The sequence below is a fragment of the Aeromonas sp. Marseille-Q5825 genome (genome assembly GCF_946892685.1).
In the GTDB taxonomy this organism is placed as follows: domain Bacteria; phylum Pseudomonadota; class Gammaproteobacteria; order Enterobacterales; family Aeromonadaceae; genus Aeromonas; species Aeromonas rivipollensis.
In genome coordinates this window covers 363,375-389,174 of record NZ_CAMPOU010000004.1, presented here as the reverse complement: position 1 = coordinate 389,174, position 25,800 = coordinate 363,375, and the positions used below count along the sequence as shown (strand labels likewise).

Annotated in this window: 21 protein-coding genes and 1 pseudogene; 15 read left to right on the top strand and 7 right to left on the bottom strand. The window is 63.4% G+C overall.

Annotated features, from left to right (window positions below; genetic code table 11):
• Positions 1-32 precede the first annotated feature (32 nt).
• From dgt to OC537_RS12350, 6 genes are all read left to right on the top strand, one after another.
• Positions 33-1,403, top strand: a complete 1,371-nt coding sequence (dgt, locus tag OC537_RS12375) for a dGTPase (protein WP_163155704.1) — start codon at positions 33-35, stop codon at positions 1,401-1,403.
• A gap of 291 nt (positions 1,404-1,694) precedes the next feature.
• Positions 1,695-1,898 carry a hypothetical protein gene (locus OC537_RS12370; protein WP_139745667.1) on the top strand — a complete coding sequence of 68 codons (204 nt, stop codon included), beginning with the start codon at positions 1,695-1,697 and terminating at the stop codon, positions 1,896-1,898.
• Positions 1,899-2,041: 143 nt separating this feature from the next.
• Positions 2,042-6,295, top strand: coding sequence for a transporter substrate-binding domain-containing protein (locus tag OC537_RS12365; RefSeq protein WP_262111625.1), 4,254 nt, complete (start codon positions 2,042-2,044; stop codon positions 6,293-6,295).
• Positions 6,288-7,499 (top strand): EAL domain-containing protein, encoded by a 1,212-nt coding sequence (locus tag OC537_RS12360; protein ID WP_162520174.1) that lies wholly within the window; start codon positions 6,288-6,290, stop codon positions 7,497-7,499. Before OC537_RS12365 ends, OC537_RS12360 begins: the two co-directional genes overlap by 8 nt.
• Positions 7,500-7,536: 37 nt before the next feature.
• A complete protein-coding gene (locus OC537_RS12355; RefSeq protein WP_262111624.1) occupies positions 7,537-9,513 on the top strand; it encodes a methyl-accepting chemotaxis protein in 1,977 nt (658 codons plus the stop codon).
• A 35-nt stretch (positions 9,514-9,548) separates the two neighbouring features.
• Positions 9,549-9,782: a hypothetical protein gene (locus OC537_RS12350; protein ID WP_262111623.1), complete on the top strand. Its 234-nt coding sequence runs from the start codon at positions 9,549-9,551 to the stop codon at positions 9,780-9,782.
• On the opposite strand, the pseudogene OC537_RS12345 reads toward OC537_RS12350, so the two are convergent.
• The 5 genes and pseudogenes from OC537_RS12345 to metN all read right to left on the bottom strand — a co-directional run.
• A pseudogene (locus OC537_RS12345) lies at positions 9,758-9,847 on the bottom strand (transcription/translation regulatory transformer protein RfaH); the annotation flags it as partial. The gene OC537_RS12350 and the pseudogene OC537_RS12345 sit on opposite strands and share 25 nt — an antisense overlap.
• A 127-nt stretch (positions 9,848-9,974) precedes the next feature.
• Positions 9,975-10,475 (bottom strand): transcription/translation regulatory transformer protein RfaH, encoded by a 501-nt coding sequence (rfaH, locus tag OC537_RS12340; RefSeq protein WP_106885915.1) that lies wholly within the window; start codon positions 10,473-10,475, stop codon positions 9,975-9,977.
• Positions 10,476-10,573: 98 nt separating this feature from the next.
• Positions 10,574-11,374, bottom strand: a complete 801-nt coding sequence (metQ, locus tag OC537_RS12335) for a methionine ABC transporter substrate-binding lipoprotein MetQ (protein WP_106885916.1) — start codon at positions 11,372-11,374, stop codon at positions 10,574-10,576.
• 26 nt (positions 11,375-11,400) lie between these two features.
• Positions 11,401-12,054: a methionine ABC transporter permease gene (locus OC537_RS12330; protein ID WP_005327310.1), complete on the bottom strand. Its 654-nt coding sequence runs from the start codon at positions 12,052-12,054 to the stop codon at positions 11,401-11,403.
• A gap of 58 nt (positions 12,055-12,112) precedes the next feature.
• The gene (gene metN, locus OC537_RS12325) at positions 12,113-13,156 is read right to left on the bottom strand and encodes a methionine ABC transporter ATP-binding protein MetN (RefSeq protein WP_262111620.1); all 1,044 of its coding nucleotides are present in this window, start codon (positions 13,154-13,156) and stop codon (positions 12,113-12,115) included.
• Between the two features lie 482 nt (positions 13,157-13,638).
• Between metN and OC537_RS12320 the strand changes: the two genes are divergently transcribed.
• Positions 13,639-14,094, top strand: coding sequence for a hypothetical protein (locus OC537_RS12320; protein ID WP_111912287.1), 456 nt, complete (start codon positions 13,639-13,641; stop codon positions 14,092-14,094).
• A gap of 52 nt (positions 14,095-14,146) precedes the next feature.
• Here OC537_RS12320 and ppgK read toward each other — a convergent pair whose 3' ends face one another.
• The gene (ppgK, locus tag OC537_RS12315) at positions 14,147-14,890 is read right to left on the bottom strand and encodes a polyphosphate--glucose phosphotransferase (protein ID WP_106885919.1); all 744 of its coding nucleotides are present in this window, start codon (positions 14,888-14,890) and stop codon (positions 14,147-14,149) included.
• Between the two features lie 83 nt (positions 14,891-14,973).
• On the bottom strand, positions 14,974-16,128 hold the full coding sequence (queG, locus tag OC537_RS12310; protein WP_262111611.1) for a tRNA epoxyqueuosine(34) reductase QueG: 1,155 nt from the start codon (positions 16,126-16,128) through the stop codon (positions 14,974-14,976).
• Between the two features lie 132 nt (positions 16,129-16,260).
• On the opposite strand from queG, the gene OC537_RS12305 reads away from it, so the two are divergent.
• The 8 genes from OC537_RS12305 to hflK all read left to right on the top strand — a co-directional run bounded on the left by OC537_RS12305 (position 16,261) and on the right by hflK (position 25,797).
• Entirely contained in the window at positions 16,261-17,763 is a 1,503-nt protein-coding gene (locus OC537_RS12305; RefSeq protein ID WP_262111610.1) for an NAD(P)H-hydrate dehydratase, read from the top strand.
• Positions 17,764-17,780: 17 nt separating this feature from the next.
• Positions 17,781-18,254, top strand: a complete 474-nt coding sequence (gene tsaE / locus OC537_RS12300; protein WP_262111609.1) for a tRNA (adenosine(37)-N6)-threonylcarbamoyltransferase complex ATPase subunit type 1 TsaE — start codon at positions 17,781-17,783, stop codon at positions 18,252-18,254.
• On the top strand, positions 18,245-19,777 hold the full coding sequence (locus OC537_RS12295) for an N-acetylmuramoyl-L-alanine amidase (RefSeq protein WP_163138092.1): 1,533 nt from the start codon (positions 18,245-18,247) through the stop codon (positions 19,775-19,777). Before tsaE ends, OC537_RS12295 begins: the two co-directional genes overlap by 10 nt.
• A 217-nt stretch (positions 19,778-19,994) precedes the next feature.
• The gene (mutL, locus tag OC537_RS12290) at positions 19,995-21,866 is read left to right on the top strand and encodes a DNA mismatch repair endonuclease MutL (protein ID WP_262111607.1); all 1,872 of its coding nucleotides are present in this window, start codon (positions 19,995-19,997) and stop codon (positions 21,864-21,866) included.
• 81 nt (positions 21,867-21,947) lie between these two features.
• Positions 21,948-22,880, top strand: coding sequence for a tRNA (adenosine(37)-N6)-dimethylallyltransferase MiaA (gene miaA, locus OC537_RS12285; protein WP_262111606.1), 933 nt, complete (start codon positions 21,948-21,950; stop codon positions 22,878-22,880).
• Between the two features lie 72 nt (positions 22,881-22,952).
• Positions 22,953-23,216, top strand: coding sequence for an RNA chaperone Hfq (gene hfq / locus OC537_RS12280; protein ID WP_011704864.1), 264 nt, complete (start codon positions 22,953-22,955; stop codon positions 23,214-23,216).
• Between the two features lie 63 nt (positions 23,217-23,279).
• Entirely contained in the window at positions 23,280-24,566 is a 1,287-nt protein-coding gene (gene hflX, locus OC537_RS12275; protein ID WP_139435032.1) for a ribosome rescue GTPase HflX, read from the top strand.
• An 82-nt stretch (positions 24,567-24,648) separates the two neighbouring features.
• Complete coding sequence (hflK, locus tag OC537_RS12270; protein WP_025328125.1) at positions 24,649-25,797, top strand: FtsH protease activity modulator HflK; 1,149 nt, start codon at positions 24,649-24,651, stop codon at positions 25,795-25,797.
• Positions 25,798-25,800: the final 3 nt, after the last annotated feature.

The following is a 25,800-nucleotide window of genomic DNA, read 5'->3' as shown; positions in this document are numbered from 1 at the left end:
CCTGACGGACGTCGCAGGCAAGGAGCCGCACCATGTATGACAGTCTGATTACCCCGGCGCGCATTCACCCCTGGGGCAGCGAGGAGCTGCTGGAGGCGACCGAGCAGGATCGTGCCCGCATAGTGCAGGCGGCGCCGGTGCGCCGCCTGCAGCAGAAGACCCAGGTCTTCCCGCTGGATGTGAAGGCCTCGGTGCGCAGCCGCCTCACCCACTCCCTGGAGGTGCAGGAGACGGGTCGCCAGATCAGCCGGCGCATCCTGGCGGCCCTGCCGGCGGGCACCGTCTGCGAGGGGGCCTTCATCAACCTGGTGGAGATGGCCTGCCTGCTGCACGACGTCGGCAACCCGCCGTTCGGCCACTTCGGCGAGCAGGTGATGAGCCAGTGGCTGGCACAGTCGCTGGATGAGCTGTTCGCCAGCGCCCATGAACAACTGCCGAGCCCGCAGTGGGCCGAGTTGCGCCAGGACCTGCTGGTGTTTGACGGCAATGCCCAGAGCCTGCGGCTGGTGCACAGCCTGCACGAGATGAACCTCACCCTGGGCCAGCTGGCGGCCCTGTGCAAATACCCGCAGCAGCCCCTGCTGCACAGTCCCCAGGGCTATGGCCAGCACCATGGCTGGACCAGCAAGCGCGGCATCTTCTTCAGCGAGCAACCGCTCTACCGCGCCCTCGGCCAGAGTCTGGGGCTGGCGCCGGGATGCCGGCATCCGCTGGTCTACATCATGGAGGCGGCGGACGACATCTCCTACTGCATCGCCGATCTGGAGGACGCGGTGGACAGGCGCATCCTCACCCAGGGGGAGCTGCTGGCGGCGCTGCGCGGTGCCGATGAGGGGGACTACATGGCCACCCTGCTCGAGGAGGCGCTGGCCTCGGAGCGGGGCTTCTTCCCCCATTTTCGTCAGCACCTGACCCGGGATCTGGTGGCGCTCGCGGCCCACACCTATGTGAGCGATCACGAGGCCATCCTGAGCGGCGCCTACCCCAGGGCGCTGCTGCACGGTCAGGCCCCGGCGGCGCAGGTGCTCGACACCCTCAAGCAGGTGGCCCGCGAGCAGGTATTCATGCGCCCCGAGGTCGAGGCACTGGAGCTGGAAGGCTATGCCGCCCTGCGCGGTGTGCTCTCCACCTACGCCTGCCTGCTGGCACTGCCGGCCGCTCAATTCGAGCGGCTGCTGGCCGGTAACGGCGGGAGCGAGCTTTTCTTCGCCCGGCGGTTGTTCCACCGGTTGTCGGCCCGCCACCTCAAGGCCTACCGGCTGGCGGTGGCCAGCCGGGATCCGCGCTTTGACAATGGCGCCGAGCAGGAGTGGTACTACAGGGTGCGGCTCCTGCTCGACTACGTCAGCGGCATGACGGATACCTATGCGCTTGAGGAGTTCCGGCTGTTGTCCGGGATTTGACCGGGGCCGCTTTTGACCGCATTCCACCCATATGGGTGGGGGAGATATTGCGTAAAATTCGGTGTTTTTTTAGACTGTGGCAACTTGTTCAACTTTCACACGGTAAGGAGACGATCATGCAACATTCCATGTTCAACGTTGCGTTCGATCGCTGCAATGGCAGCGCGAAGACTCGTGCTCTTTATTTACCGCGTGGAGGGAACAGGTAACACCTGCTTTTTCATCACCCGCGGTTGTCCCGCAGGGTGATGCCTCTCTCCGGGAGAACCGCACGTTCAACTGGAGAATATTATGTCTATCGAACTCGCCCTGCTGCGCCGCGTCGAAACCCTGGTTCAAAAACGGATCACCCGGCTGGAACGTCGCGTCAGCTATCTGCATCTCTCTCCCGCCCTGCTCAAAGACATAGGGCTGGAAGGGCACAATGTGCAGGTCGCCCATATCCGTGAGCGGGAGTTTCAAACCGGTTTCCGACTCGGGAATCGAATAACCTGAGGCGAGGGGCTCCGGCCCCCGACTCCTGGATGGCAGGCCTCGGCCTGCCATTTTTCTTTCCTGATGAGCATTATCTCAATTTTGTTGTCGCACATTTAGCCAGACACATTATGATCCCCCTCCTATCCATATGGGAGTTAACTATGCTTTGCCGCTGCTATCGCCTCATCCTGTTGTGCTGGCTGGCTTGCTGTAGCCAGGGGGCGACGGCGGTCGAGACGCTGCTGGACAGGAGCGCCTTAACGCCCTCCGGGCAGCAATGGCTCTTTACCCACGATGAGCTGGTGGTCGGCATGCCGGCGACGGCCTGGCCCCCCTATATCTATACCGATGGCCGGGGAAACTTCACCGGCCCCCTGGATGCCTTTGCCTCGCAGATTGCCGGCAGCCTGGGTCTCGAGCTGCGTTATCGCACCTATGCCAATAATACGGCGGTCCAGCAGGCGTTGCTGGACGGCAAGATTGACATGGTGATCGGCGTGGCCCCCAGCCCGATCCGCAAGCTGCAGATGCTGTTTACCTCAGAGCTGATGGCGCTGCCCCGCGCCGTCCTGTTGACCGGAGGGCGGGAGAGCCTCTCCCTGGAGGAGGCTTACGGGGTGCGCTGGGTCTGCGTCTTCGGTGTCAGCGCCTGCGATGAGCTGCTGCGCCTTGGCATCTCGAACCTGGTGACGGTAGACAGCCGGGATGAGGCGATCTTCATGCTCAAGGAGGGGAAGGCGGACGCCTATCTGGCCGAGCTGCCCATGTTGAGCCGCCTGCAGGCCATGGCGGGCATGGCGGTCACCACTGTGGACTGGATGAAGGATACCTCCCTCGCCATGGCGGTGGCGCCGGGCAACGAGCCGCTGCAGGAGCTGCTCGAGCGGGCGCTGGATGACATCTCGCCCGGCGAGCGTCGCCGCATCCTGGAGGCGGGGGGCATAGTTGACTATGAGCTGGTGAAGGGCAGCAAGGAGGTCGTCTTCAGCGCGCCGGAGCAGGCGTGGCTGCAGCAGCACCCTGTGCTCAAGTATGGGGTCGCCCCGGACTGGCCCGGGATGAGCGAGATAGACGACAAGGGACGGCTCAAGGGGCTGGTTGCCGATCTGCTGGCGATGTTGAACCAGCGCGCCGGCCTGCAGTTCACCCTGGTGCAGACCAAGAACTGGGCCCAGACACTCGAGCTGTTCCAGGCTCGCAAGCTGGATGTCATCCCGGCCATGACCCCAACCATGGAGCGCCAGCAGTTTGCCCGCTTTACGCCCAATTACGTCTCTTTGAATCGGGTGATAGTGGGCAGGCATGGCATGGCGGAGCTGGCCAGTCCCAGGGAGTTGAAAGGGTACAGGGTGGGCATGGTGGGGGGCTCGGTGGAGAAATCCCTGCTGAGCGAGGTGGGGGCCGAGGCCGTGACGGTCGCAAGCGATCCCGAGCTGCTGCCGCTTTTGGATCAGCAGAAGGTGGACTATTTGCTGATGAGCATGACCACCCTGGAGCAGTCGTTGCAGCGGGGCTTCAGCGATCGCTATCAGGTAGTCTTCTCCGGCAGCGAGTTGCGGGTTCCCATCGCCATGGCGGCCCACCTGCATGATCCCATGTTGCAGCAGATCCTGACCAAGGTGCTGCTCTCAATCCCCCCGGCGGAGCTGGTCGCCCTGGAGAAGAAGTGGCTCTCCCTGACCATACAGACGGGGTTGGATCCGCGTAAAGTGCTGCTCTGGTCCTCCCTGGGCGGGGGGATTTTTCTGCTCTTCCTGCTGCTGTTCGTGGGCTGGAACCGGACTCTGCGCCGCCAGATCAGTCAGCGGCGGGAGGCGGAGCGCCGGCTCGAAGAACAGCTGGTGTTCGTTCAGATGATGCTGGATGCCCTGCCCAACCAGGTGGTGCTGACCAATGAGCGCCATGAAATTGCGATGACCAACCTGGCATATCGACAAATGTTCCTGGGGGGCGAGAACCTGAACGGCTCCTATGAGAGCTTGCTCAAGGACCGGCTGCCGGAGGCCATTCGGGCCAGGGTGATCGAGGAGGATGCCAGGGTCTGGGAGAGCGGCGAGGAGTTTCACGGCCGCGGCGAGATCCAGCTCGCAGACGGAGTCGAGCATCAGATGATTTACACCAAGCGGCTGTTCGTCGGTCCCGACGGCAAGCGGCTCGGGATCCTGACCGTACTGACGGACGTCACCGAGCTGAGGCAGGCGCGTTCCGCGGCGCAGGAGGCGCAGACCCGGCTGACCCAGATCACCGACAGCATGCCGGGGCTGGTCTATCAGTATCACTGGCTGGGGCCGGGCAACGGCAGCTTCCTCTATACCTCCCAGGGGCTCAAGGAGATGCTGGGATCCGAGGAGACCGACGACAGCCTTCTGGGGCTGACGGGGCAAGCCCTGCATGACTTCGTGACCACGGTGGAGCGCCATGCCCTGACCATGCAGCCGCTGGATCTCGAGGTGGAGATCAAGCGCCAGGGACAAGCGGGCTACCTGCAGATCCGGGGCCACTTCGTGCGACAAGAGGGGCTGGAGGGGGTCATCCTGAACGGGGTGGTGCAGGACATCACCAAGCTCAAGCGCCAGGAGCTGGAGCTGCGTGAGGCCAGACGGGTGGCGGAAGACGCGACCCAGGTGCGCAGCCGGTTCCTCGCCACCATGAGCCACGAGTTGCGCACCCCCATCTCCGGCATGCACGGCATGCTGGAGCTGCTGCAGATGAGCTCCCTCGATGACGATCAGCGCTACATGCTGCGCAACATCTCGACCTCCACCAATCACCTGCTCTATCTGGTGAACGACATCCTGGACTTCTCCAAGATGGAGGCGGGGCAGCTGCAACTCAATCCCCATCCCTGCCGGTTGACCTCAGTCATCTGCGACGTCATCCGGGGTCATGCCACCCTGGCCTATGGCAAGGGGCTCAACGTGACGCTAGGGTGGGGGCCTGAAGTGCCGGATCACGCCAGCATGGACGCGGTGCGGGTGGGTCAGGTGATCTCCAATCTGCTGAACAATGCGGTGAAGTTCACCGAGGCGGGGGAGATTGCCATCCAGGTGGGCTATCAGGACCATCGGCTGACATTGAAGGTGCGGGATACGGGGATCGGCATAGCCCGGGAGAAGCAGGTCAATCTGTTCACCCCCTTCAAGCAGGTGGAGTCCGACATCACCCGGCGTTTCGGCGGCACCGGGCTCGGGCTCGCCATCTGCCATCAGCTGACCCTGAAGATGAGGGGTAGCCTGGTGCTGGAGAGCGAGGGGGGGGGCGGCACCACAGTGACCTTCGCGATCCCCCTGGCCGAGTGTCGGTGGGACGCCCCGCCGCTGGCAGGTCAGCGTTGGTGGTGGTTCGGTGAGGACGAGGTGCTGCAAGCCGTGATGGAGCAACTCGGCGCCACACTCCACCCCCTGACCGCAGATCAGTGGCGTCATCCCCTTGAGGGCTACCTGCTGGCGCAGGAGAGCCGCCTGGAGCAGGTCCTTGGCAGTGGCTGGTTGCAGCATTTGCAGCAATCTTCCCTCAAGGGCATAGTACTCTCCCCCCATGAGGCATTGCGTGGCCGCATGGGCAGTGACGCCTGGTGGCGGATAGGCCAGTCTCCCATCTACCCGGACCTGCTGCTGGAGACCTGTCGCCAGCTGTCGAGCGAGCGACCGAGCCAGCCGATGCAGATGCAGGGAGAGCGGCTCAGGGGCAGGGTGCTGGTGGCGGACGATCATCCCGTCAACCGTGCGCTGCTGACCCGCCAGCTCGCCATCCTCGGCATAGACCCCGAGGTGGTGGATGATGGGGAGAAGGCGCTGCGCGCCTGGCAGGGGCAGGAGTTCGCCCTGCTGCTCACCGACTGCCACATGCCGGTGATGGATGGCTATACCCTGGCGCGCACCCTGCGGGCGGCCGGTGACGAGGCGCCCATCATAGGTGTCACCGCCGATACCTCGGAGGAGGCCAGCCAGCAGATGCTGGAGGCCGGCATGAACGACATGCTGTTCAAGCCCTACAGCCTGGAAACCTTGCGCCAGACCCTGGCTCGCTGGTTACCGGCGGCCAGCCCGCAACAAGAGACAATGGTGCCCCGGCAAGCAGAGGTTCAGGCACCGGGAATAAGCTGGTTGACCCTGTTTGGTGACGAGGCGGTGGCGCGCAGCATGGGGAGGGAGTATCTGGAGGCCAACCGGCAGGATGGCGAAGACATGATGCTGGCGCTGGCCAGACAGGATACCCAGGCGCTGGTGGAGACGGCGCATCGCATCAAGGGGGCCGCCCGCATGGTGGGGCAGCAGGCCCTGGCGACCGAGGCCGCCCAGCTGGAGGCGGCGGCCAGGTTGAAGCAACTGGACAGACTCGACGAGCTGGGCCAGACGGTACAGGCATTGATGGACTCTATCAGAGGTGAAATGGAGTTATGGCTCGATGAATAGTGCACGGCATGAGTTGGTGATCATGGTGGTGGAGGATCACAACTTCCAGCGCAAGGCCCTGATGCACCAGATCCGCGGGCTTGGCTACGGCAACCTGCTGGAAGCCCAGGACGGAGAGGAGGCGCTGACCCAGTGTCAGCACCATCAGGTCGACATCCTGTTCTGCGATCTGCGGATGCCGGGCATGGATGGCATGGCCCTGCTGCGCCGCCTCTCCCTGGGTGGCTTTCGCGGCGGCATAGTGCTGTGCAGCGCACTGGAAGACGATGTGGTCGACGCCGTGCTGCGCATGAGCCGCGCCTATGGCCTGCAGGTGCTGGGGCGCATCGACAAGCCCGCCAGTCATCAGCAGATAGCCCAGTTGATCGGCGCCTGGCAACCCCAGCAGGCACGCAGCCAGGAGGAGGACGGCCACAGCCTGAGTCTGGATGAGCTGTGCCGTGCCCTGGAGCAGGACCAGCTGCTGCCCTGGTATCAACCCAAGGTGAGTTTTGAAAACGGTCAGTGGGTCGGCATGGAGGCGCTCGCCCGCTGGCAGCACCCCGAGTATGGGCTCATCTCGCCGGCCCGCTTCATCCCGCTGGCGGAGCACAACGGGCTCATGGATCCGCTGACCGAGGTGATCATCGGCAAGTCATTGCGCGACGGCCACCTGTGGGAGAAGACAGGGCTCTCCCTCAACCTGTCGATGAACCTCTCCACCACTTCGCTTATCGAGGGGGATTTGTGCAATACCCTGCTCAATCACTGCCAGCGCTGGAGCATCAACCCCGAGCTCATCACCCTGGAGGTGACAGAGAGCGCCTTCGTCAAGGATCTCGGCAAGTCGCTGGAGGTGCTGACCCGCTTGCGGATGCACGGCTTCGGCCTCTCCATCGACGACTTCGGGACCGGCTACTCCTCCATGCAGCAGCTCGCCCTGCTGCCGTTCACCGAGCTGAAGCTGGACAGATCCTTCGTCGATCGCTGCTATGAAGATCCCTCCCGCCTCGCCATTATCGAATCCAGTATCGAACTGGCGCGCAAGTTGGGGTTAAAATCGGTGGCAGAGGGGGTCGAGGACGAGGCCACCTGGCTGCTGCTGGCCAGGCTGGGGTGCGATCAATGCCAGGGGTTCTTCTCCGCACGCCCCATGCCACGCGAGGAGTTGCTCGTCTGGCATGACACCTGGCGCGAACGATTGCCCGCATTGATCGGGCGCTAATCAAGGGCAGGATGCCCGCTGCGACACAAGGATGGTCATGAAAATATCAAGCAAGCTGTTGTTGAGCTTCTGTTTTATCAACCTGCTCATCATTCTCTCCTCCGCCCTTGTCTACCATCAGCTCGGCCGGATTGAAGCCTCCCAGGAGGCCTTGCTGGGCCAGGCCCTGCCCGCCCTGCAACGGGACGAGGCGAGCCAGAAGGCCCTGATCGCCACCGTCTCCTCCCTGCGGGCCTACCTCATCCTCGGCAAGGATCCCGCGCAAGGTGCGCGCATCAAGCAGGAGTGGGAGCAGGCCTGGCGAGCCATAGAGCAGCAGGGATTCACGCCCGCCCTGAGCCGCTCCCTCAAGAGCTTCAAGGGGGCGCAGGAGAAGGTGTGGGCCCTGGCCCATACCGAAGAGAACCTGCCGGCCCACACCCTGATGCTGCTGGAAGCCGGCCCCCTGGCGGAGGCTGCCCTCGATCAGCTGCAATCCATTGCCAACGAAGAGGTGGCGACGCCCCAGGAGGCGCTGCCCGGCGATCGCCGCCTGCTGCTCAAGCAGGTGGGGGATGCCTACAACGGGCTGGCCAATGCCCTCTCCGCCCTGCGGGACTTCCTCATCTCGGGGGACAAGGAGTATCGCGACAAGTACCAGGACTACTACCAGTTCCATCTGCAGCGGGTGGCCGAGCTGAAACAGCAGCAGGCCAACTTCACCGAGGCGCAGAAGGGGTTGTGGACGCTCTTTGAGGAGATGTCTGCCCCCTTTGCCGAGCTGGTGGGGCAGGTGATCGCCAGGCGGCAGGCGCCGGACTGGGATCAGGCCAACCACCTGATGGCCACCGACATAGAACCTGCGTTGACCCAGCTGGCCAGTCAGCTGGCGAGCCAGGTGACCCAGACCCGGGGAGAAGTGGACAAGATAGCGGGCAAGCTGGCCGGGGCCAGTCAGGCCATCCACCGTACCCTGCTGCTGGCGACCACCAGCGTCATCTTGCTCGGCACCCTGGTGGCCCTGCTGTTCAGCCGCCGCCTGACCCGTGACATCGCCAGCCTGGTGAACCGGGCCGGGCAGGTCGCCGATGGCCGCCTGCCGAGGGAGCCCCTGCCGGTGCTGCGCCAGGACGAGCTGGGCGGATTGACCGGCTCCATCAACCGGATGTCGAGCCAGTTGCGCCAGCTGGTGGGGGAGATCCAGGGTGCGGTGGCGCAGGTGGAAGGGGCCGGCCGCGAGGTGGGTCAGACCACCAACGCCATAGTGGACGATCTGGCGAGTCAGAATCAGCGGCTGGATACGGTCGCGGCCGCCATAGAGCAGATGTCCGCCAGCACCCGGGACGTGGCGGGCAACATCGCCGATGCGGCCGGCGCGGCGCGGCAGACCGAGCAGCAGGCCAGGCAGGGGGAGCAGGCCCTCGCCCGCATGAGCGTCACCATGGCGCAGATTGCCGCCATGATCACCCAGGCCAATCAGGCGATGTCGCTGCTTCGCAGCCAGAGCGAGCAGGTGGGCCGCGTCACCGAGGTGATCGCCACCATAGCCGAGCAGACCAACCTGCTGGCGCTCAATGCCGCCATAGAGGCGGCGCGCGCCGGGGAGCAGGGGCGGGGGTTCGCCGTGGTGGCGGACGAGGTGCGCCAGCTGGCCAGCCGTACCAGCCAGTCGACGGCGGAGATCAACCAGACCATTGCCAGCATACAGCAGCAGACCCGGCAGACGGCCGATACCGTGGGCAGCGGCACCCTGCTGGTGGAGCAGGGCAGGGGCGCCGTGGCCTCGGCCACCGAGACCCTGGCGGCCATGTCGGCGCTGGTGCAGGATCTCTGCGGCCAGCTCGCCGCCATCGCCACCGCGACCGAGCAGCAGTCCAGGGTGGCCCAGGAGGTGGCGGGCACTGTGGAGGAGATCGCCGGGCTCAGCCATCAGTCCAGCGAACATAGCCAGCAGGGGGAGCTGATCGCCGCCAGACTGACCCGGGAGACGGGCCAGCTGACCGCGGCCATCAGCCGCTTCGAGCTGGATGCCTGAGCAAGGCTGAGGCGGCAGAAAAGCGGGGCAGGCCTATGGGCCTGCCCCGCTTTTTTTCACTCCAGACGCCGGTTGTCGACGCTGCCGCCGGTTTCCTGATTCAGCAGGCTGCCCAGCAGGGGAATGGGGCGCTTCTCGCTGCCGACTCAGTCCAGACGCCGGAAAGCCTGATTGTCGAAGCTGCTGCTGGTTTCCTGATTGAGCAGGCTGACCAGCAGGGGTATGGGCGCTTCTCGCTGCCGACTCAGTCCAGACGCCGGAAAGCCTGATTGTCGAAGCTGCTGCTGGTTTCCTGATTGAGCAGGCTGACCAGCAGGGGTATGGGGCGCTTCTCGCTGCCAACTCAGACCAGATGCTGGATGGTTAGTCCAGACGCCGGAAGGCCTGATTGTCGAAGCTGCTGCTGGTTTCCTGATTGAGCAGGCTGACCAGCAGGGGTATGGGCGCTTCTCGCTGCCGACTCAGTCCAGACGCCGGAAGGCCTGATTGTCGAAGCTGCTGCTGGTTTCCTGATTCAGCAGGCTGACCAGCAGGATGGCCCGCTTCTCCCCATCCGGCTCCAGGTAGATGGCCTCGAACCCGGCCAGGGGGCCTGATTCGATCAATACCTTGTCCCCTTGCGTCGGCAGGCAGGCGTAGCTGGCGCGCGCTTCGTCGCTGTCGTCCCGGCTCATCAGCCGGTAGATCAGCTGGCTGCTGACGGGGCTCCACTCCTTGCCGAAGTGGATGATGCGGCTGATGCCGCGGGTGGACTTCAGGGTGACCGGGGTGACCACTTCCAGATCCACGTAGATGAACAGGTAGTTGGGGAACATGGGTTCACGCTGCGGGACCCGTTTGCCACGCCGCAGTTTTTCCACTTCCACCATGGGGTAATAGGATTCAACGCCTTGCGCCGCCAGATGGGCGCGGGCGCGGGCCTCTTCCTTGGGCTTGCAGTAGGCCAGATACCATTTCTTCATTGTTGTTCTGTTTTTTCGTGTTGCCGTGCTTCTGGCTATGATAACGGGGGCAAAAAAAAAGGCCACGCTTGGCGTGGCCTTTTTTACAGAGTGAGTGATTACCAACCTTTCACCAGGCCGCCCTTGAACAGCTCGGTTCCCTTCTTGTAGACCTCGTCGGTCTGGAAGGCCTGGACGAACTCCTTGACCTTCTCGTCGTCCTTGTTGTTCTCGCGGGCAACGATCAGGTTGACGTAGGGGGACTCCTTGTCTTCGACGAAGAGGCCGTTTTCGGTCGGGGTCAGGCCAATCTGACCGGCGAAGGTGTTGTTGATGATGGAGAGATCAACATCTTCCAGGGAGCGGGGCAGCTGAGCGGCTTCCAGCTCGACGATCTTGAAGTTGCGCGGGTTGCTGGCGATGTCCAGCACTGTCGCTTCCAGACCGGCGCCTTCCTTCAGCTTCAGCAGGCCCTGCTTCTCCAGCAGGATCAGGGAGCGACCCAGGTTGGTCGGATCGTTCGGCACCGCGATCTGGGCACCGTCTTTCAGCTCGGACAGGGCCTTGATCTTCTTGGAGTAACCGGCGATCGGGTAGACGAAGGTGTTGCCAACCGGCACCAGCTTGAAGCCGCGATCACGGATCTGGGCATCCAGGTAGGGCTTGTGCTGGAAGGCGTTGACGTCGACGCTGCCGTCGTTCAGGGCCACGTTGGGAGTGACATAGTCGGAGAAGGTGACGACCTCGACGGTCAGGCCGTATTTCTCCTTGGCCACCTTGGCCGCAGTCTCGATCAGCTCGGTCTCGGGGCCGGCGATGGCGCCGACTTTCAGGGTCTTGCTCTCTTCCTTCTGACCGCAGCCGACCAGTACCAGAGTTGCCAGCAGCGCAGCTGCCGCGGATTTAATGCCCAATTTCATAAAAACCTCCTGTCAGAAATCGACGATTAACGATGATCACATTGTTTGACCAGGCGCTCACCCGCGCTCTGGATGAGTTGAACCAGTACCACCAGAATGACCACGGTGACCAGCATGACGGTAGGGTCAAAGCGCTGGTAGCCGTAGCGAATACCCACATCCCCCAGACCACCACCACCGATGGCACCGGCCATGGCGGAGTAGTTCACCAGCGTGACCAGGGTGATGATGATGCTGTTGAGGATCCCGGGCAGGGCCTCAGGCAGCAGCACCTTGGCAATGATTTGCAAGGGTTTGGCACCCATGGCCTTGGCGGCTTCGAGCAGGCCGTCCGGCACTTCCATCAGGGCACCTTCCACCAGACGGGCGATGAAGGGGATGCAACCGACGGTCAGCGGCACTATGGCGGCTATGGTGCCTATGCTGGTGCCGACGATCAGCCGGGTCAGCGGAATGATGGCCACCAGCAGTATGATGAAGGGCACGGAGCGGCCGACGTTGACTACTATGCCGAGGATCTTGTTCAGCAGTGGGTTGGCCAGGATCTGGCCGGCCTTGGTCACGTGCAGTGCCACGCCCAGCGGCAGCCCGAGCAGGCAGCCGAACAGGGCGGAGGCAAACACCATGATCAGGGTGTCGCCGAGGGCTGTGATGAGCAGATTAATCATGGCTTCGGACATGAGTCATTACCTCCAGCTGGATATGATGGCTGAGTCGCCGAGGATTGGGCGCAGCAGATTAGTCATTGCTTCGGACATAGCCCATTACCTCCAGCTGAATGTGGTTGTCGATGAAGAACTGCTGGGTGGCCTCGCACTGGGCCTCATCCCCGAACAGTTCAGCCAGCAGGAAGCCGAACTTGACGCCACCGGCGTATTCGATGTCTGCGCTCAGTATGCTGATGTCGATGTTGAAACGGCGGCTCACCTCGGAGATGAGCGGCGAATCGACGGTGGCGCCGGTGAAACCGAGCTTCACCAGGGGATAGCTGTTGGCCACCCGCTCGCTGCTCATCCTGTCCCGGTACTCCTGGGGCACCTCCAGGTGGATGGTGGAGTGGATGAAGTCACGGGCCAGCTGGGTCTTGGCGTTGCTGAAGAACCAGGCCACTTCCCCCTGCTCGATCAGGCGACCGTCGCTGATGATGGCCACTTCGTCACAGATCCCCTTCACCACGTCCATCTCGTGGGTGATGAGCAAGATGGTGAGCCCCAGCTTGACGTTGATCTCCTTGAGCAGGCTCAGGATGGATCGGGTGGTCTGGGGGTCGAGGGCCGAGGTGGCCTCGTCACACAGCAATACTTTGGGGGCCGGTGCCAAGGCGCGGGCGATGGCGACGCGCTGTTTCTGACCGCCGGAGAGTTCGGACGGATAGGCGTGGGCACGGGCTTCCAGCCCGACCAGGGCGAGCAGTTCCTCGACCCTCGCCTGGATCTGCGCCTTGCTCCAGCCCGCCAGCTCCAGCGGGAAGGCGATGTTGGCAAACACTGTGCGGGAGGCCAGCAGGTTGAAGTGCTGGAAGATCATGCCGATCTGGCGGCGAGCCTGGGTCAGATCCCGCTCGCTCAGGGCCACGAGATCCTGACCATCGACGATGACCTGGCCCTGGGTGGGGCGCTCCAGCAGGTTGACGCAACGAATAAGGGTGCTCTTGCCGGCACCGGAGGCGCCGATCACTCCGAAAATCTTGCCTTGTGGCACATGCAGGCTCACGTCACGCAGGGCGTGCACGGCGTCACTGCCTTTACCGTAGACTTTGTTGAGACCGATCAACTTAATCATGGATTCTTCCGTGCTAACAGCCTTAAAGCACAGGGCGCTACAGGCGGGTGAATTGGGCAGAGGTTTCACTGGGTTGCTCTGCCATCATGGAGGATGATGCTAAGATGTCCGGATGGCTGTGTCAACGCATGTTTCTACGTCTAGACGTCTAAAAAATGGATAAGGATTCCCGCTTCCTGACTAAGGGAAGAGGGGTAAATCGACAGCTTCAATATTAGATTCTGATTTGAATTCATCCGTCCGAATATAACCTGGATAATCCTCCTTAACTCGATGATTCCCCCGTTTTGTCACGACCTCTCCCTGGGCGCTGGCGGCCAGTTGCCAGCATGACAGGGAGGAATCTCTTTGCTCCTTCCTCCTCGTTTTCTCCTTTTTCTTTCCCATCCCTTTGATGCAGAACAAAAAATGACCGCTTTTATCCGGGCAGGGAGCGGCGTTTTTTTATACTGGCAGGAGGTGGACGGCAGGAGGAAGCCAAGATGCGATTTCAACAGATCAAGGACCTGATGCTTTACCTCGAGCAACTGCATCAGCAGCAGGGGCGCAGTTACGGGCGCCTGATCCCCCAGGTGGATGGGGAGCGCAGCCGGATGTTGCTGGCCTATCTGCAAGGGCGGGAGGACGCGGCGGCGGCCCACCTGCACGACTATCGGGAGCAGATGGGGAGCGGGGTCAAGGAGACCTGGCTGGATCAGGGATTTGGCGTGGATCTGCTGGCCGATTGCCAGCGTCTGGCACTGCCCGCCGCTGCCCAGCCCGACGAGATAGTGACCCTGGTGTCGCGGCAGGAGGAGAAACTCGTTGGTGAGCTGGGGCGCCTGGCCCGGGAGTGCCCCACGCCGGACACGGCCGCGCTGCTAGCCTCCCTGGCGTCCATGGCGCAATCCCGGTTGACCCGGCTGGTGCACGGGGCCCATCGGCTCGACGACCTCTAGGGCGCCATGGCAGAGGCCCGGTTCGGGCCTCTTGCTCTTTGCTGGGGTAGGCTCAGCCCTCTTGCCGGGCCGCGCCGTAGAGGGCGGCCCCTATGATGCCGGCCTGGTTGAGGTTGGCCGCCGCCACCAGGGGGGCCCGGGTCTCTATCCGGTCGATGAACTTGTCGAGCTTGGCGGCGCTGCCGCCTCCCAGGATGAAGAGATCGGGGGAGAAGAGGAACTCGAGGCGGGCCAGGTACTTGTTGAAGCGCTTGCCCCAGCGGTTCCAAGAGAGATCCTCGCGCTTGCGCACCGCATCCGAGCAGTAGTGCTCGGCGACCATGCCTTCCAGGATGAGATGACCCAGCTCGGTGTTTGGCAGCAGCTGGCCGTTGACGAACACCGCAGTGCCTATGCCGGTGCCGACGGTGATGAGGATGATGACCCCCTTGCGATCCCGGCCCGTGCCGAAGCGCATCTCGGCCAGCCCGGCCGCATCGGCGTCGTTGAGCACGTGGCAGGGCAGGCCGGTCACGTCGGCGAACAGGTGGGCGGCATCGGTCTCGATCCAGCTCTTGTCGATGTTGGAGGCATTCTTGGCGATGCCGTTGTGGATGGTGGCGGGGAAGCCGCACCCTATGGGCCCCTTCCACTGGAAATGCTCGACCAGCGCCTTGAGGGTGTGCGCCACGGCGGCCGGGGTGGCCGGTTGCGGCGTGGCAATGCGGTGGCGCTCGCCAATCAGTTCGCCAGTCTCGGTGTCCACCAGGCAGCCCTTGATCCCGGAGCCGCCAATATCTACTCCCAACATCTGCATCCGAATCTTCCTTTTATTGTGCCTATGGTCAATGGTCGGCAGAGCATGAAAAAAGTGCTGTCATCCGGCAAGGGCCAGATCACTTATGCGTGATCCGGCAGGCCTTTTTCGATGCAGCGGATCAGCAAACGGGTCTTCTTGTTCTCTTTCTCCTGGCGCGCGGCCAGGGTCGCCAGCGCCCATTCGATGTGTTCGGTCACCATGGGCTCGGCGCCGGGAAGCGCCTGCTGCAGGGCCGCCATGGCGTCGCTGCTGGCCGGGCCGTTGCCCAGCGCCACCGCCAGGTTGCGGCGCCAGCGTTGATAGCCGATGCGGCGAATGGGGCTGCCTTCGGTGTGCTTCAAAAATGCCGCCTCCGACCACTGCCAGAGGTCGAGCAGGGGTGGGCGGTGCAGATTGGGGCGGGGGCTGAAGTCGGGCTCTGGGCTCGCATCCGCATAGCGATTCCAGGGGCAGATGAGCTGGCAGTCGTCACAGCCATAGATGCGGTTGCCCATCAGCGGCCTGAACTCTTCCGGGATGGGGCCGTCGTTCTCTATGGTGAGATAGGAGATGCAGCGCCGCCCGTCCACCACGTAGGGGGCTATGATGGCGCCGGTGGGGCAGATGTTGATGCAGGCCACGCACTTGCCGCACTGCTCTTTTTCCACCGGGGCATCGACGGGGAGCGGCAGGCTGACCAGCAACTCCCCGAGAAAGAAGAAGGAGCCGGCCGACTCGTTGAGCAGCAGCGAGTGCTTGCCCACCCAGCCCAGCCCAGCCTTGGCCGCCAGGGGGCGCTCCAGTATGGGGGCCGAATCGACGAAGGGACGCCACTCCCCCGGGGTTTCCTGCGCGGATGGCAACAGCGCCTTACAGCGCTGCTCGATGCGCTCCCCCAGCTGCTTGAGCCGGTTGCGCAGCACCTTGTGGTAGTCGCGGCCGAGGGCATAGCGGCTGATGTAGCCGAGGGTGGGGTCCTTCAGAGTGGCGGCAAAGCCTGCCTCAAACGGCAGGTAGTTCATCCGCACCGACAAGACCCGCACCGTGCCCGGCAGCAGCTCCTGGGGCCGGGCCCGCATCATGCCATGGCGCGCCATGTAGTCCATGGTGCCGTGATGGCCCGCATCCAGCCAGGCCTGCAATCTGGGCTCCTCGAGGGCGAGATCCGTGTCCGTGATGCCGACCTGGTCAAATCCTAGCTCCCGTGCCCAGAGCTTGATATCGTGGGCCAGTTGCGCGAGTTCGGCGGCCGTCATTGTGTCTCACCTGCCTGCTGGCAGCGGCATGGCGCCCACAGCACTGAGGGTGACGAGGGCCGAGCGCCGTCATGGCATGCCATATGCCAGGTCAGGAGTCGGGCCAGTGGATGATGAAGGTGGGGAGCCGTCATGGTACAGGTTATCGAGGACGCTATCGGCAAAAAACAAGGCATCAGTCTAGCACAGCCCCTGTGGCGGGCCGAACAGATCCGCAAGATGGAGCAGTGCTGGGCCGAGCGTGAGGGGCAAGCCCTCTACGCCCTGATGGAGCGGGCCGGCGCCGCCCTGTGCAGCTATGCCCGCCACCACTGGCCCCAGAGTCACCATTGGTGGATCTTCGTCGGCCCGGGCAACAACGGGGGGGATGGCTATGTGCTGGCCCGCCTCGCCCGCCGACTCGGCCTCGAGCCCCTGGTGATAGCCGCCCGGGCGCCAGGCCTTCTCAGAGGTGACACCAGGCGGGCCGCCGACGAGTGGCTGGCGGCGGGGGGAGAGGTGATGATGGCCGATGCGCTCGAGGGGGCGCCGCTCCCTCCGCCGGATCTGGTGATAGATGCACTGCTCGGCACCGGTGTCCAGCTCCCCCTCTCCTCGCCAATGACAAGGATCGTCGCAACAATCAATGGCTTGAATGCCCCGGTTCTGGCGGTGGATCTTCCCTCCGGGCTCAATGCCGACACCGGCCGCGCCATGGGGGCCCTGGTGCATGCCACCCGCACCCTCAGCTTCATCGGCATCAAGCAGGGCATGCTCACCGCCGACGGGGTGGACGGCGTCGGCCAGCTCGACTGGGATCCCCTCGGGGTGATGCCCGAGGCCGACCAGGTGCCCGCCGCCGAGCGCCTGGATTATTCCCGTATAAAGAACCTGCTCACTCCCCGTCCCCGCTCGGCCCACAAGGGCAAGCACGGCAAGGTGCTGCTGGTGGGGGGCAACCTGGGGATGCAGGGGGCCATACTGCTGGCGGGGCAGGCAGGCCTGCGGGCGGGGGCGGGTCTGGTTCGACTGTGCCAGCACCCGGACTCTCCCCCCGCCAGCCTGGTGCAGCCCGAGCTGATGGGATGCCCGGCCGGGAGTGACGAGGGGTGGGCCACGGTGCGAGTTCTGGGGCCCGGGCTCGGTCAGGATGAGTGGGGAAGGGCCCAGTTCGAACACCACCTCAGTGCCAGTCTGCCCCTGGTATTGGACGCCGATGGATTGAATTGGCTGGCGCAGGCACCCCGTCATCAGGATAATTGGGTGCTCACGCCCCACCCCGGGGAGGCGGCCCGCCTGCTGGGGTGCGCCGTCGCCGAGGTTGAGGCGGATCGTTTCGCCGCCGTTTCCCGGCTGCAGCAGCGATACGGCGGCGTGGTGCTGCTCAAGGGGGCGGGCTCGCTCATCTGCGATGGCCAGTGCATCAGCCTCTGCGATGAAGGCAATCCCGGCATGGCCAGTGGCGGCATGGGGGATCTGTTATCTGGTATAATCGCCGCCCTCCTGGCCCAGGGCTGGTCTGCCGGCATGGCCGCGCGACTGGGGGCCGTGATCCACGCAGAGGCCGCCGATCTGGCCGCCGCCGAGGGTGAGCGGGGCATGTTGGCATCGGATCTGCTGCCCTGGATCCGCCGTCTGGTCAATCCGACACCGTAACAAGTAACAAGAAGAACATGGCAAAAACCTTGATGATGACACTGCCGGACGAGGCAGCAACTGTGGCACTGGGTGGCCGTCTGGCGCAGGCGTGCCAGCAGGCCACTACCGTATTTCTGCACGGCGCCCTCGGGGCCGGCAAGACCACCCTGACCCGCGGCTGGGTGCAAGGGCTTGGCCATCAAGGCAAGGTCAAGAGTCCTACCTATACACTGGTGGAGCCCTATGAACTGGCCGACTGGCAGGTCTATCACTTCGATCTCTATCGACTGGCGGATCCGGAAGAGCTGGAATTCATGGGCATTCGGGACTATTTCGGCGCCGACACCCTCTGTCTGGTGGAGTGGCCGGAGAAAGGGGAGGGCTGGCTGCCGTCCCCCGATCTCGAGATTACCCTGACGTATGTGAGCGAGCAGCGCGAGGCCCTGATTGCGGCCCGCACTGCTATTGGCGAAGCCATTCTGGAACGGTTGTCATCTCAGTGCGCTTGATCCTTGTTATTGCCCTCTCCCTGATGGCCTTACCCTCCTGGGCGAATCAGCTCAAGAGTGTGCGGGTCTGGCCATCGCCGGATAATACCCGGGTGGTGCTCGACATGAGCAGCGCCCCCAATTTCAACTACTTCACCCTGAGCGGCCCGAGTCGCCTGGTGATCGATCTCAAGGGGGCGAGCAACGCCGCCAACCTGGCTCGCATCGAGAACAAGAGCGAGCTGGTGCGCAAGATCCGCGAGAGCACGCCCCTCGAGAAGGGCAGCATGCGTCTGGTGCTGGATCTCAGCTCCGCCATCAAGCCGGTGGTGTTCCCGCTGGCCCCGGCCGGCCCCTATGGCCATCGCCTGGTGATCGATCTGCCCTATGAAGAGAAAGGGGGCGCCACGGCGCAGCCCGCTCCCGTCGGCGGTCAGGGCAAGGCCATCGTCATCGCCATCGATCCGGGCCATGGCGGGGAAGATCCCGGCTCCATAGGCCCGCGCCGCACCTACGAGAAACGGGTGACCCTGTCGGTGTCTCAGAAGCTGGCGGCGCTGATCGACCGCGAGCCGGGCATGCGTGCCGTGATGACCCGTCGTGGTGACTACTTCGTCGACCTCAACAAGCGCTCCGAAATCGCCCGCAAGGCCAAGGCGGATCTGCTGGTGTCCGTGCATGCGGACAGCTTCCACAACTCCACGCCGCGCGGCGCCTCGGTCTGGGTGCTGTCGACCAATCGCGCCAACCGCGAGATGGGCAGCTGGCTGGAGAAGCAGGAGAAGCAGGGGGAACTGCTGGGCGGGGTGGGCAAGGTATTGGCCGAATCCGACCCCAATCCCTATCTGGCGCAGACCTTCCTCGATCTCTCCATGGACAAGTCCAGGGCCGAGGGCTATGAGGTGAGTCGCCAGATACTGCGCTCCATGGGACGGGTTGCCCGGCTGCACAAGAAGGCACCGGAGCACGCCAGCCTGGCGGTGCTCAAGGCGCCGGACATTCCCTCCGTGCTGGTGGAAACCGGCTTCATCTCCAACCATGCGGAAGAGAAGCTGCTGGCCACTGCCAGCTACCAGGATCAGCTGGCCCGGGCCATCTTCGAGGGGATCCGCAGCTACTATCGCAGCCACCCGACCAAGGGCCCCATGATGACGGGCAAGGGGCAGCGAGTGGCCAGCGCCAGCCAGCCCGCGGCGAAAAAGGCGGCGGTTGCCCCCGCGCCCCGGCAGCAGGTGACCAACCGGATGCCGGCGACAGTGCCGAGCCGCAGCAGTGATGGCGGCGCCCCGGTCAGCAGCGTCGGCAGCGCCTCCGGTGCCGGGGTGATCAAACCCTACAAGGTGGCGGCCAAGGAGCCGAGCGTGCCGGTCGCAAGCGTGCAGAGCGACGACAAGTCCCAGATGATCCGCCACGTGGTCACCCGCGGCCAGAGCCTCTCCCGCCTCGCCGAGAAGCACGGCGTGAGCCAGGCGCGGCTGGTGGAGATCAACAAGCTCAAGTCACGGGATATCCAGATAGGGCAGGTGCTCTATATCCCGAAATAAATGGGCTGTTTTAGTGATGGTTCGGGTGGATAGCCCATCGAAAACACTGTTGTCATTGGGTTAACCCCCTCCCAGCCGCCCCCTTCAAAGGGGGGAGTCTTGTGCTCCCTCTCCTTATGAGAGGAGGGCTGGGTGAGGTTGATGTGTTCATCTTTTCCATGTTGGGCTTCGCTCAGCACCAACCTAGATCCCCAAGGTTAAAAAGCAGGAGTCAGCCATGCCGATCCGTATATTGCCTCCTATCCTGGCCAACCAGATTGCTGCCGGCGAGGTAGTTGAGCGGCCCTCCTCTGTGGTGAAGGAGCTGGTGGAAAACAGCCTGGATGCGGGGGCCGACCGGGTCGAGATCGACATCGACAAGGGGGGCGCCAAGCTGATCCGCATCCGTGACAACGGCAGCGGTGTCGCCAGGGACGAGCTGGTGCTGGCGCTGTCACGGCACGCGACCTCCAAGGTGGCGACCCTGGATGACCTGGAAGGGATCAACAGCCTCGGCTTTCGCGGCGAGGCGCTCGCCTCCATCAGCTCTGTCTCCCGTCTCACCTTCACCTCCCGCACCGCGGAGCAGTCCGAAGCCTGGCAGGCCGAGGCGCAGGGACGCGAGATGAGCGTCACCGTCAAGCCGGCGGCACATCCGGTGGGCACCACGGTGGAGGTGGTGGATCTCTTCTTCAATACGCCCGCGCGGCGCAAGTTCATGCGCAGCGAGAAGACAGAGTTTGCCCACATCGACGAGCTGGTGCGCCGTATCGCGCTCTCCCGCTTCGACATCACCCTGATCCTGCGCCATAACGGCAAGGTGGTGCGCCAGTACAAGGTCGCCAATACGGTGCCTGAGCAGGAGCGTCGCCTCGCCGCCGTCTGCGGCACCCCCTTCATGCACCACGCGCTGGCGGTGGAGAGCGAGCACAGCGACGTGCGTCTGTGGGGCTGGCTGGCGCTGCCCGCGGGGGCCAGACCGCAAAACGATCTGCAATATACCTATGTGAACGGACGCATGATGCGCGACAAGCTCATCAACCACGCCATCCGCCAGGCCTATGACGAGCTGCTGCCCGCCGGCAGCTTCGCCGCCTATGTGCTCTACATAGAGCTGGATCCCCGTCAGGTGGATGTGAACGTTCATCCCGCCAAGCACGAAGTGCGTTTCCATCAGGCGCGGCTCATCCACGACTTTATCTTCCAGGCGCTCTTTACCGCCCTGCGCCAGGAAGGGGCGGGAGCCAGCGAGCAGGACGAGCCGCTGGCCGAGAGCCTGGTCGAGCTGCCGACCAGCCCGCAGATAGAGTATCCCGGCCAGGCGCCGCGCCCCGAGTGGTATGGCGCCGAGCACAGCTATAGAGCCCCCGCCCAGACGCGGGATGGCGGTGCCGTGCGCGAAGGTGCAGGCCGCGCGGGCAACTACCAGCCCCCCGAGCCCCCCAGCCGGGAGGCGATGCGCGGCATGGGCGCCCTGCTCACCACATTGCCGGTGGTGGGGGAGGCGTCTCAGGCTGCTCCCGTCACCCCGGCCGGTCCGTCGCCCCAGGGGGTTCGCGCCCTGACTCTGGTGGAGCAGGCCTATCTGCTGATCGAGCGGGAGGGGCAACTGGCGCTGCTCTCCCTGGTGCGGGCCGAGCGGGTGCTGCTGCGCCACTGGCTGCTGGAGACCTGGGGCCAGGGGCTGGCGGCGCAACCCCTGCTGCTGCCGGTCTCCTTCAAGCTGCCAAAGAACCTGATTGCGCTGGCGGAGGAGCAGGAACGTTTGCTCAAACGCATGGGGCTGGAGTTGAAAAGCGGGGGGCGCGACACCATGATCCTGACTCGGGTGCCCGCTTTGCTGCGCCAGACCGATCTGGTGCGTCTCTTACCCGAATTGCTGCAATTGATCGAGAGCGGATCTGACAGTGATGCCGACCAGCAGGCTGAAGTACTATGCCAGTGGCTGGTGGAGCAGGGGATAAGCACCGAGAAAATATATGATTTTTCAACGGCCAGCCGGCTGCTGACGGAACTTGTGACCGATTTCAGTGACCAACTGGCAGACATTCGCATGGTGCGCCCTCTGTCGTTGGCGGCCGTGCTGGAGGGGTTTGCACGGGGCGATTGAACCGCCGGGGCTGACCTCTTCAATCCATTGATAGCTATTTGCATGGGGCGCCTCCCGACGGGGCGACCGTGCCAGAGGAACATGAAAGTGGCTGACTTGCCGACTGCAATTTTTCTGATGGGGCCGACGGCCTCCGGCAAGACGGATCTCGCCATCGCTCTGTGTCAGGCCCTGCCCTGCGACATCATCAGCGTGGACTCCGCGCTCATCTATCGCGGCATGGACATTGGCACCGCCAAGCCGACTGCCGCCGAGCTGGCCCAGGCCCCTCATCGCCTGATCGACATCCTGGACCCGGCCATGAGCTATTCGGCGGCGGATTTCTGCCGCGATGCCCTGCGCGAGATGAAAGAGATCGCCGACCGCGGCCGCATCCCGCTGCTGGTGGGGGGCACCATGCTCTACTTCAAGGCGCTGCTGGAGGGGCTCTCTCCGCTGCCCTCCGCCGATCCGACCATTCGCGCCGGGATTGAGGCAGAGGCCGCTCGCCTCGGCTGGCAAGCCCTGCACGATGAGCTGGTTCGCATCGATCCTGTGGCCGGCGCCCGCATCCACCCCAACGACCCTCAGCGGCTCAGCCGGGCGCTCGAGGTCTATCGCATCAGCGGCAAGACCCTCACCGAGCTGACCCAGGTGCAGGGGGAAGGCTTGCCCTACCGGGTGCACCAGTTTGCCATCGCCCCCTCCGATCGCGCCGTGCTGCATCAGCGCATCGAGCTGCGTTTCGACAAGATGCTGCTGGGGGAGTTCGAACAGGAGGTCAGGGCGCTCTATGAGCGGGGTGATCTTCACCCGGATCTGCCAGCTATTCGTTGCGTTGGCTACCGCCAAATGTGGGACTACCTGGCAGGGGAAGTGGGATATGATGAGATGCGTTATCGTGGCATCGTTGCCACCCGTCAGCTGGCCAAGCGCCAGATGACCTGGTTGCGTGGCTGGCCCGACCTGACCTGGTTGGAATCTGGTGAGTCTGGCAATGTGGCCAGGGTGGTCGCCCGAGCTGGTGCGGCTTGACACTCCCTGTATAATCAGGTTGTTATATTGATATCCGGTGTTTAAAAACAACAAACTATAAGGAAAAGAAAGATGGCTAAGGGGCAATCTCTCCAAGACCCGTTTTTGAATGCGCTGCGCCGTGAGCGGATTCCTGTTTCTATCTATTTGGTGAACGGCATCAAACTGCAGGGTCAGATCGAATCGTTTGACCAGTTTGTCATTTTGCTGAAGAACACCGTGAGCCAGATGGTCTACAAGCACGCCATTTCCACCGTGGTGCCGGCCCGTGCCGTCAACCATCACCAGCACGCCCCGGGCGCCGCCGGTGAAGAGCAGGGTGAAGCCGAGGCGTGATATCCCGCGGCGAGCCCACTCGCCAACTCAGAATCATCATGATACCTGTCAAGGAGCAAGCGCTTGTTTGACCGTTACGAAGCTGGTGAACAGGCCGTTCTGGTACATGTCAACTTCAGCGATGAGGGTGAGCGGGAGGATCTGGACGAGCTCAAGATGCTGGTGAGCTCGGCCGGGGTCAATGCGCTGGGGGTGATCACCACCAGTCGCAGCGCGCCCAGTGCCAAATATTTTGTCGGCAGCGGCAAGGCGGAAGAGATCGCGTCCCAGGTCCAGATGCTGGGCGCGGACGTGGTCATCTTCAACCATGCCCTGACTCCTGCCCAGGAACGCAACCTGGAGCGTCTGTTCCAGTGCCGTGTGGTGGACAGGACAGGCCTCATCCTCGATATCTTCGCCCAGCGCGCCCGTACCCACGAAGGCAAGTTGCAGGTCGAACTGGCCCAATTACGCCATCTTTCTACTCGCCTGGTGCGAGGCTGGACCCACCTCGAGCGTCAGAAGGGCGGCATAGGTCTGCGCGGCCCGGGTGAAACCCAGCTTGAAACCGACCGACGCCTGCTGCGAGAGCGCATCAAGGCGATTTTGCGTCGGCTCGACAAGGTGGCGAAGCAGCGGGAGCAGGGCCGTCGCGCCCGTAACCGCAACGAGGTGCCGACCGTGTCGCTGGTGGGCTACACCAACGCCGGAAAGTCCACTTTGTTCAACCAACTTACAGATGCCAGCGTGTATGCTGCCGACCAATTGTTCGCAACTCTGGATCCCACCCTGCGTAAATTGGTGATCCAGGATGTGGGTGATGTGATCCTGGCGGATACAGTTGGATTTATTCGGCACTTGCCCCATGATCTGGTCGCGGCCTTCAAGGCGACGCTGCAGGAGACCCGCGAAGCGGACCTGCTGCTGCACGTCGTGGACTGTGCCGATGAGCAGATGCAGGAGAATGTCGATTCGGTGCAGACCGTTTTGGCCGAGATCGAGGCGGACGACCGCCCCCAGCTGATGATCTGCAACAAGATCGACAAGCTGACCGATCGTCCGGCCGGTCTGGAGCGGGATGACGAAGGGCGCCCGCAGCGGGTCTGGCTGTCGGCCCAGACAGGTGAAGGCAGTGAATACCTGTTCCAGGCCCTGACTGAACTGCTGGCCGGATCCATGGTCCATCACACCCTGCAGTTGCCGCCCTCGGCCGCGAGATTGCGCAGTGCGCTCTATCGGCTGAAAGGCATCGAGCAGGAAGGTTTCAGCGAGGAGGGGGATTTTGTCCTGGAGGTACGCTTGCAGCTTGCCGACTGGAACCGCCTCATGAAACAAGAAGGTGAGAGTTTACAACGCTTTATCAGACATTGATCCGGCGATGAAGACAGACTTCGTCAAGGGTTGATGGTCCGATAGAGATGATATCCATCCGCATGTATTAATGGAGACGCTGATGGCTTGGAATGAGCCTGGTAACAACGGCAAAGACCGTGACCCTTGGGGGAACAACGGCAAGAATCAGGGACCCCCTGATCTGGATGAGATGCTGCGCAAGGTGAGCCGTCGTTTCGGTGGCCTGTTCGGTGGTGGCAAATCGGGTGGTGATGTGGGCAAGTTTGGCCTCTCCATCGCCTTGGTGGTGGCCGTGGTGGTGTGGGTCGTCAGCGGCTTCTACACCATTCGCGAAGCCGAGCGGGGCGTGGTGCTGCGTTTTGGGGAGTACTCCCATAACGTGGATCCGGGTCTGCGCTGGAAGCCGACCTTCATCGATCGGGTGATCCCGGTGGATGTGGAATCGGTGCGCTCCCTGCCTGCCTCCGGCTTCATGCTGACCCAGGATGAGAACGTGGTCCGGGTCGAGATGGACGTGCAGTACCGCGTGGTCGATCCCGAGCAGTATCTGTTCAGCGTCACCAATGCCGACGAGAGTCTGAGCCAGGCCACCGACAGCGCCCTGCGCTACGTGGTGGGTCACACCAAGATGGATGATGTCCTGACCACGGGTCGGGAAAAAGTCCGTCAGGAGACCTGGCAGGTGATCGATGGCATCATAGAGCCCTACCAGATGGGTCTGCAGATCGTCGACGTCAACTTCCTGCCGGCGCGTCCGCCGGAAGAGGTGAAAGACGCCTTCGATGACGCCATCTCCGCCCAGGAAGATGAACAGCGCTTCATCCGTGAAGCGGAAGCCTATGCCCGTGAAGTCGAGCCCAAGGCCCGTGGTCAGGTCAAGCGTCTGGAACAGGAAGCCGAAGGCTACAAGTCCCAGATCGTGCTGAAGGCCAAGGGTGAAGTCGCGCGCTTCAACGAGCTGCTGCCCCAGTACCAGTCCGCCCCCGAGTTGACTCGTGAGCGTATCTACCTGGAAACCATGGAAGAGCTCTATCAGCAAGCCAACAAGGTGCTGGTCGACATGCCTGCTGGCAACAACAGCATGATCTACCTGCCGCTCGACAAGCTCTCCGGCAAGGCAAATGCCGTGCAACCGGCGCGTCCGGCGGGCACACCTGCGGTGGAGCCGGCCCAGCCGTCCAACGAAGGGGCCAATTCCACTCCGACCCCGCTGCGTGGCGGTGACCGTTTCAGCACAGGGAGAAACTAATAG

Bases quoted from the DNA above. Each gene is read 5' to 3' on its own strand.
- dgt (WP_163155704.1), top strand. From the start codon at position 33: ATGTATGACAGTCTGATTACCCCGGCGCGCATTCACCCCTGGGGCAGC.
- OC537_RS12370 (WP_139745667.1), top strand. From the start codon at position 1,695: ATGTCTATCGAACTCGCCCTGCTGCGCCGCGTCGAAACCCTGGTTCAA.
- OC537_RS12365 (WP_262111625.1), top strand. From the start codon at position 2,042: ATGCTTTGCCGCTGCTATCGCCTCATCCTGTTGTGCTGGCTGGCTTGC.
- OC537_RS12360 (WP_162520174.1), top strand. From the start codon at position 6,288: ATGAATAGTGCACGGCATGAGTTGGTGATCATGGTGGTGGAGGATCAC.
- OC537_RS12355 (WP_262111624.1), top strand. From the start codon at position 7,537: ATGAAAATATCAAGCAAGCTGTTGTTGAGCTTCTGTTTTATCAACCTG.
- OC537_RS12350 (WP_262111623.1), top strand. From the start codon at position 9,549: ATGGGCCTGCCCCGCTTTTTTTCACTCCAGACGCCGGTTGTCGACGCT.
- rfaH (WP_106885915.1), bottom strand. From the start codon at position 10,475: ATGAAGAAATGGTATCTGGCCTACTGCAAGCCCAAGGAAGAGGCCCGC.
- metQ (WP_106885916.1), bottom strand. From the start codon at position 11,374: ATGAAATTGGGCATTAAATCCGCGGCAGCTGCGCTGCTGGCAACTCTG.
- OC537_RS12330 (WP_005327310.1), bottom strand. From the start codon at position 12,054: ATGTCCGAAGCCATGATTAATCTGCTCATCACAGCCCTCGGCGACACC.
- metN (WP_262111620.1), bottom strand. From the start codon at position 13,156: ATGATTAAGTTGATCGGTCTCAACAAAGTCTACGGTAAAGGCAGTGAC.
- OC537_RS12320 (WP_111912287.1), top strand. From the start codon at position 13,639: ATGCGATTTCAACAGATCAAGGACCTGATGCTTTACCTCGAGCAACTG.
- ppgK (WP_106885919.1), bottom strand. From the start codon at position 14,890: ATGCAGATGTTGGGAGTAGATATTGGCGGCTCCGGGATCAAGGGCTGC.
- queG (WP_262111611.1), bottom strand. From the start codon at position 16,128: ATGACGGCCGCCGAACTCGCGCAACTGGCCCACGATATCAAGCTCTGG.
- OC537_RS12305 (WP_262111610.1), top strand. From the start codon at position 16,261: ATGGTACAGGTTATCGAGGACGCTATCGGCAAAAAACAAGGCATCAGT.
- tsaE (WP_262111609.1), top strand. From the start codon at position 17,781: ATGGCAAAAACCTTGATGATGACACTGCCGGACGAGGCAGCAACTGTG.
- mutL (WP_262111607.1), top strand. From the start codon at position 19,995: ATGCCGATCCGTATATTGCCTCCTATCCTGGCCAACCAGATTGCTGCC.
- miaA (WP_262111606.1), top strand. From the start codon at position 21,948: ATGAAAGTGGCTGACTTGCCGACTGCAATTTTTCTGATGGGGCCGACG.
- hfq (WP_011704864.1), top strand. From the start codon at position 22,953: ATGGCTAAGGGGCAATCTCTCCAAGACCCGTTTTTGAATGCGCTGCGC.
- hflK (WP_025328125.1), top strand. From the start codon at position 24,649: ATGGCTTGGAATGAGCCTGGTAACAACGGCAAAGACCGTGACCCTTGG.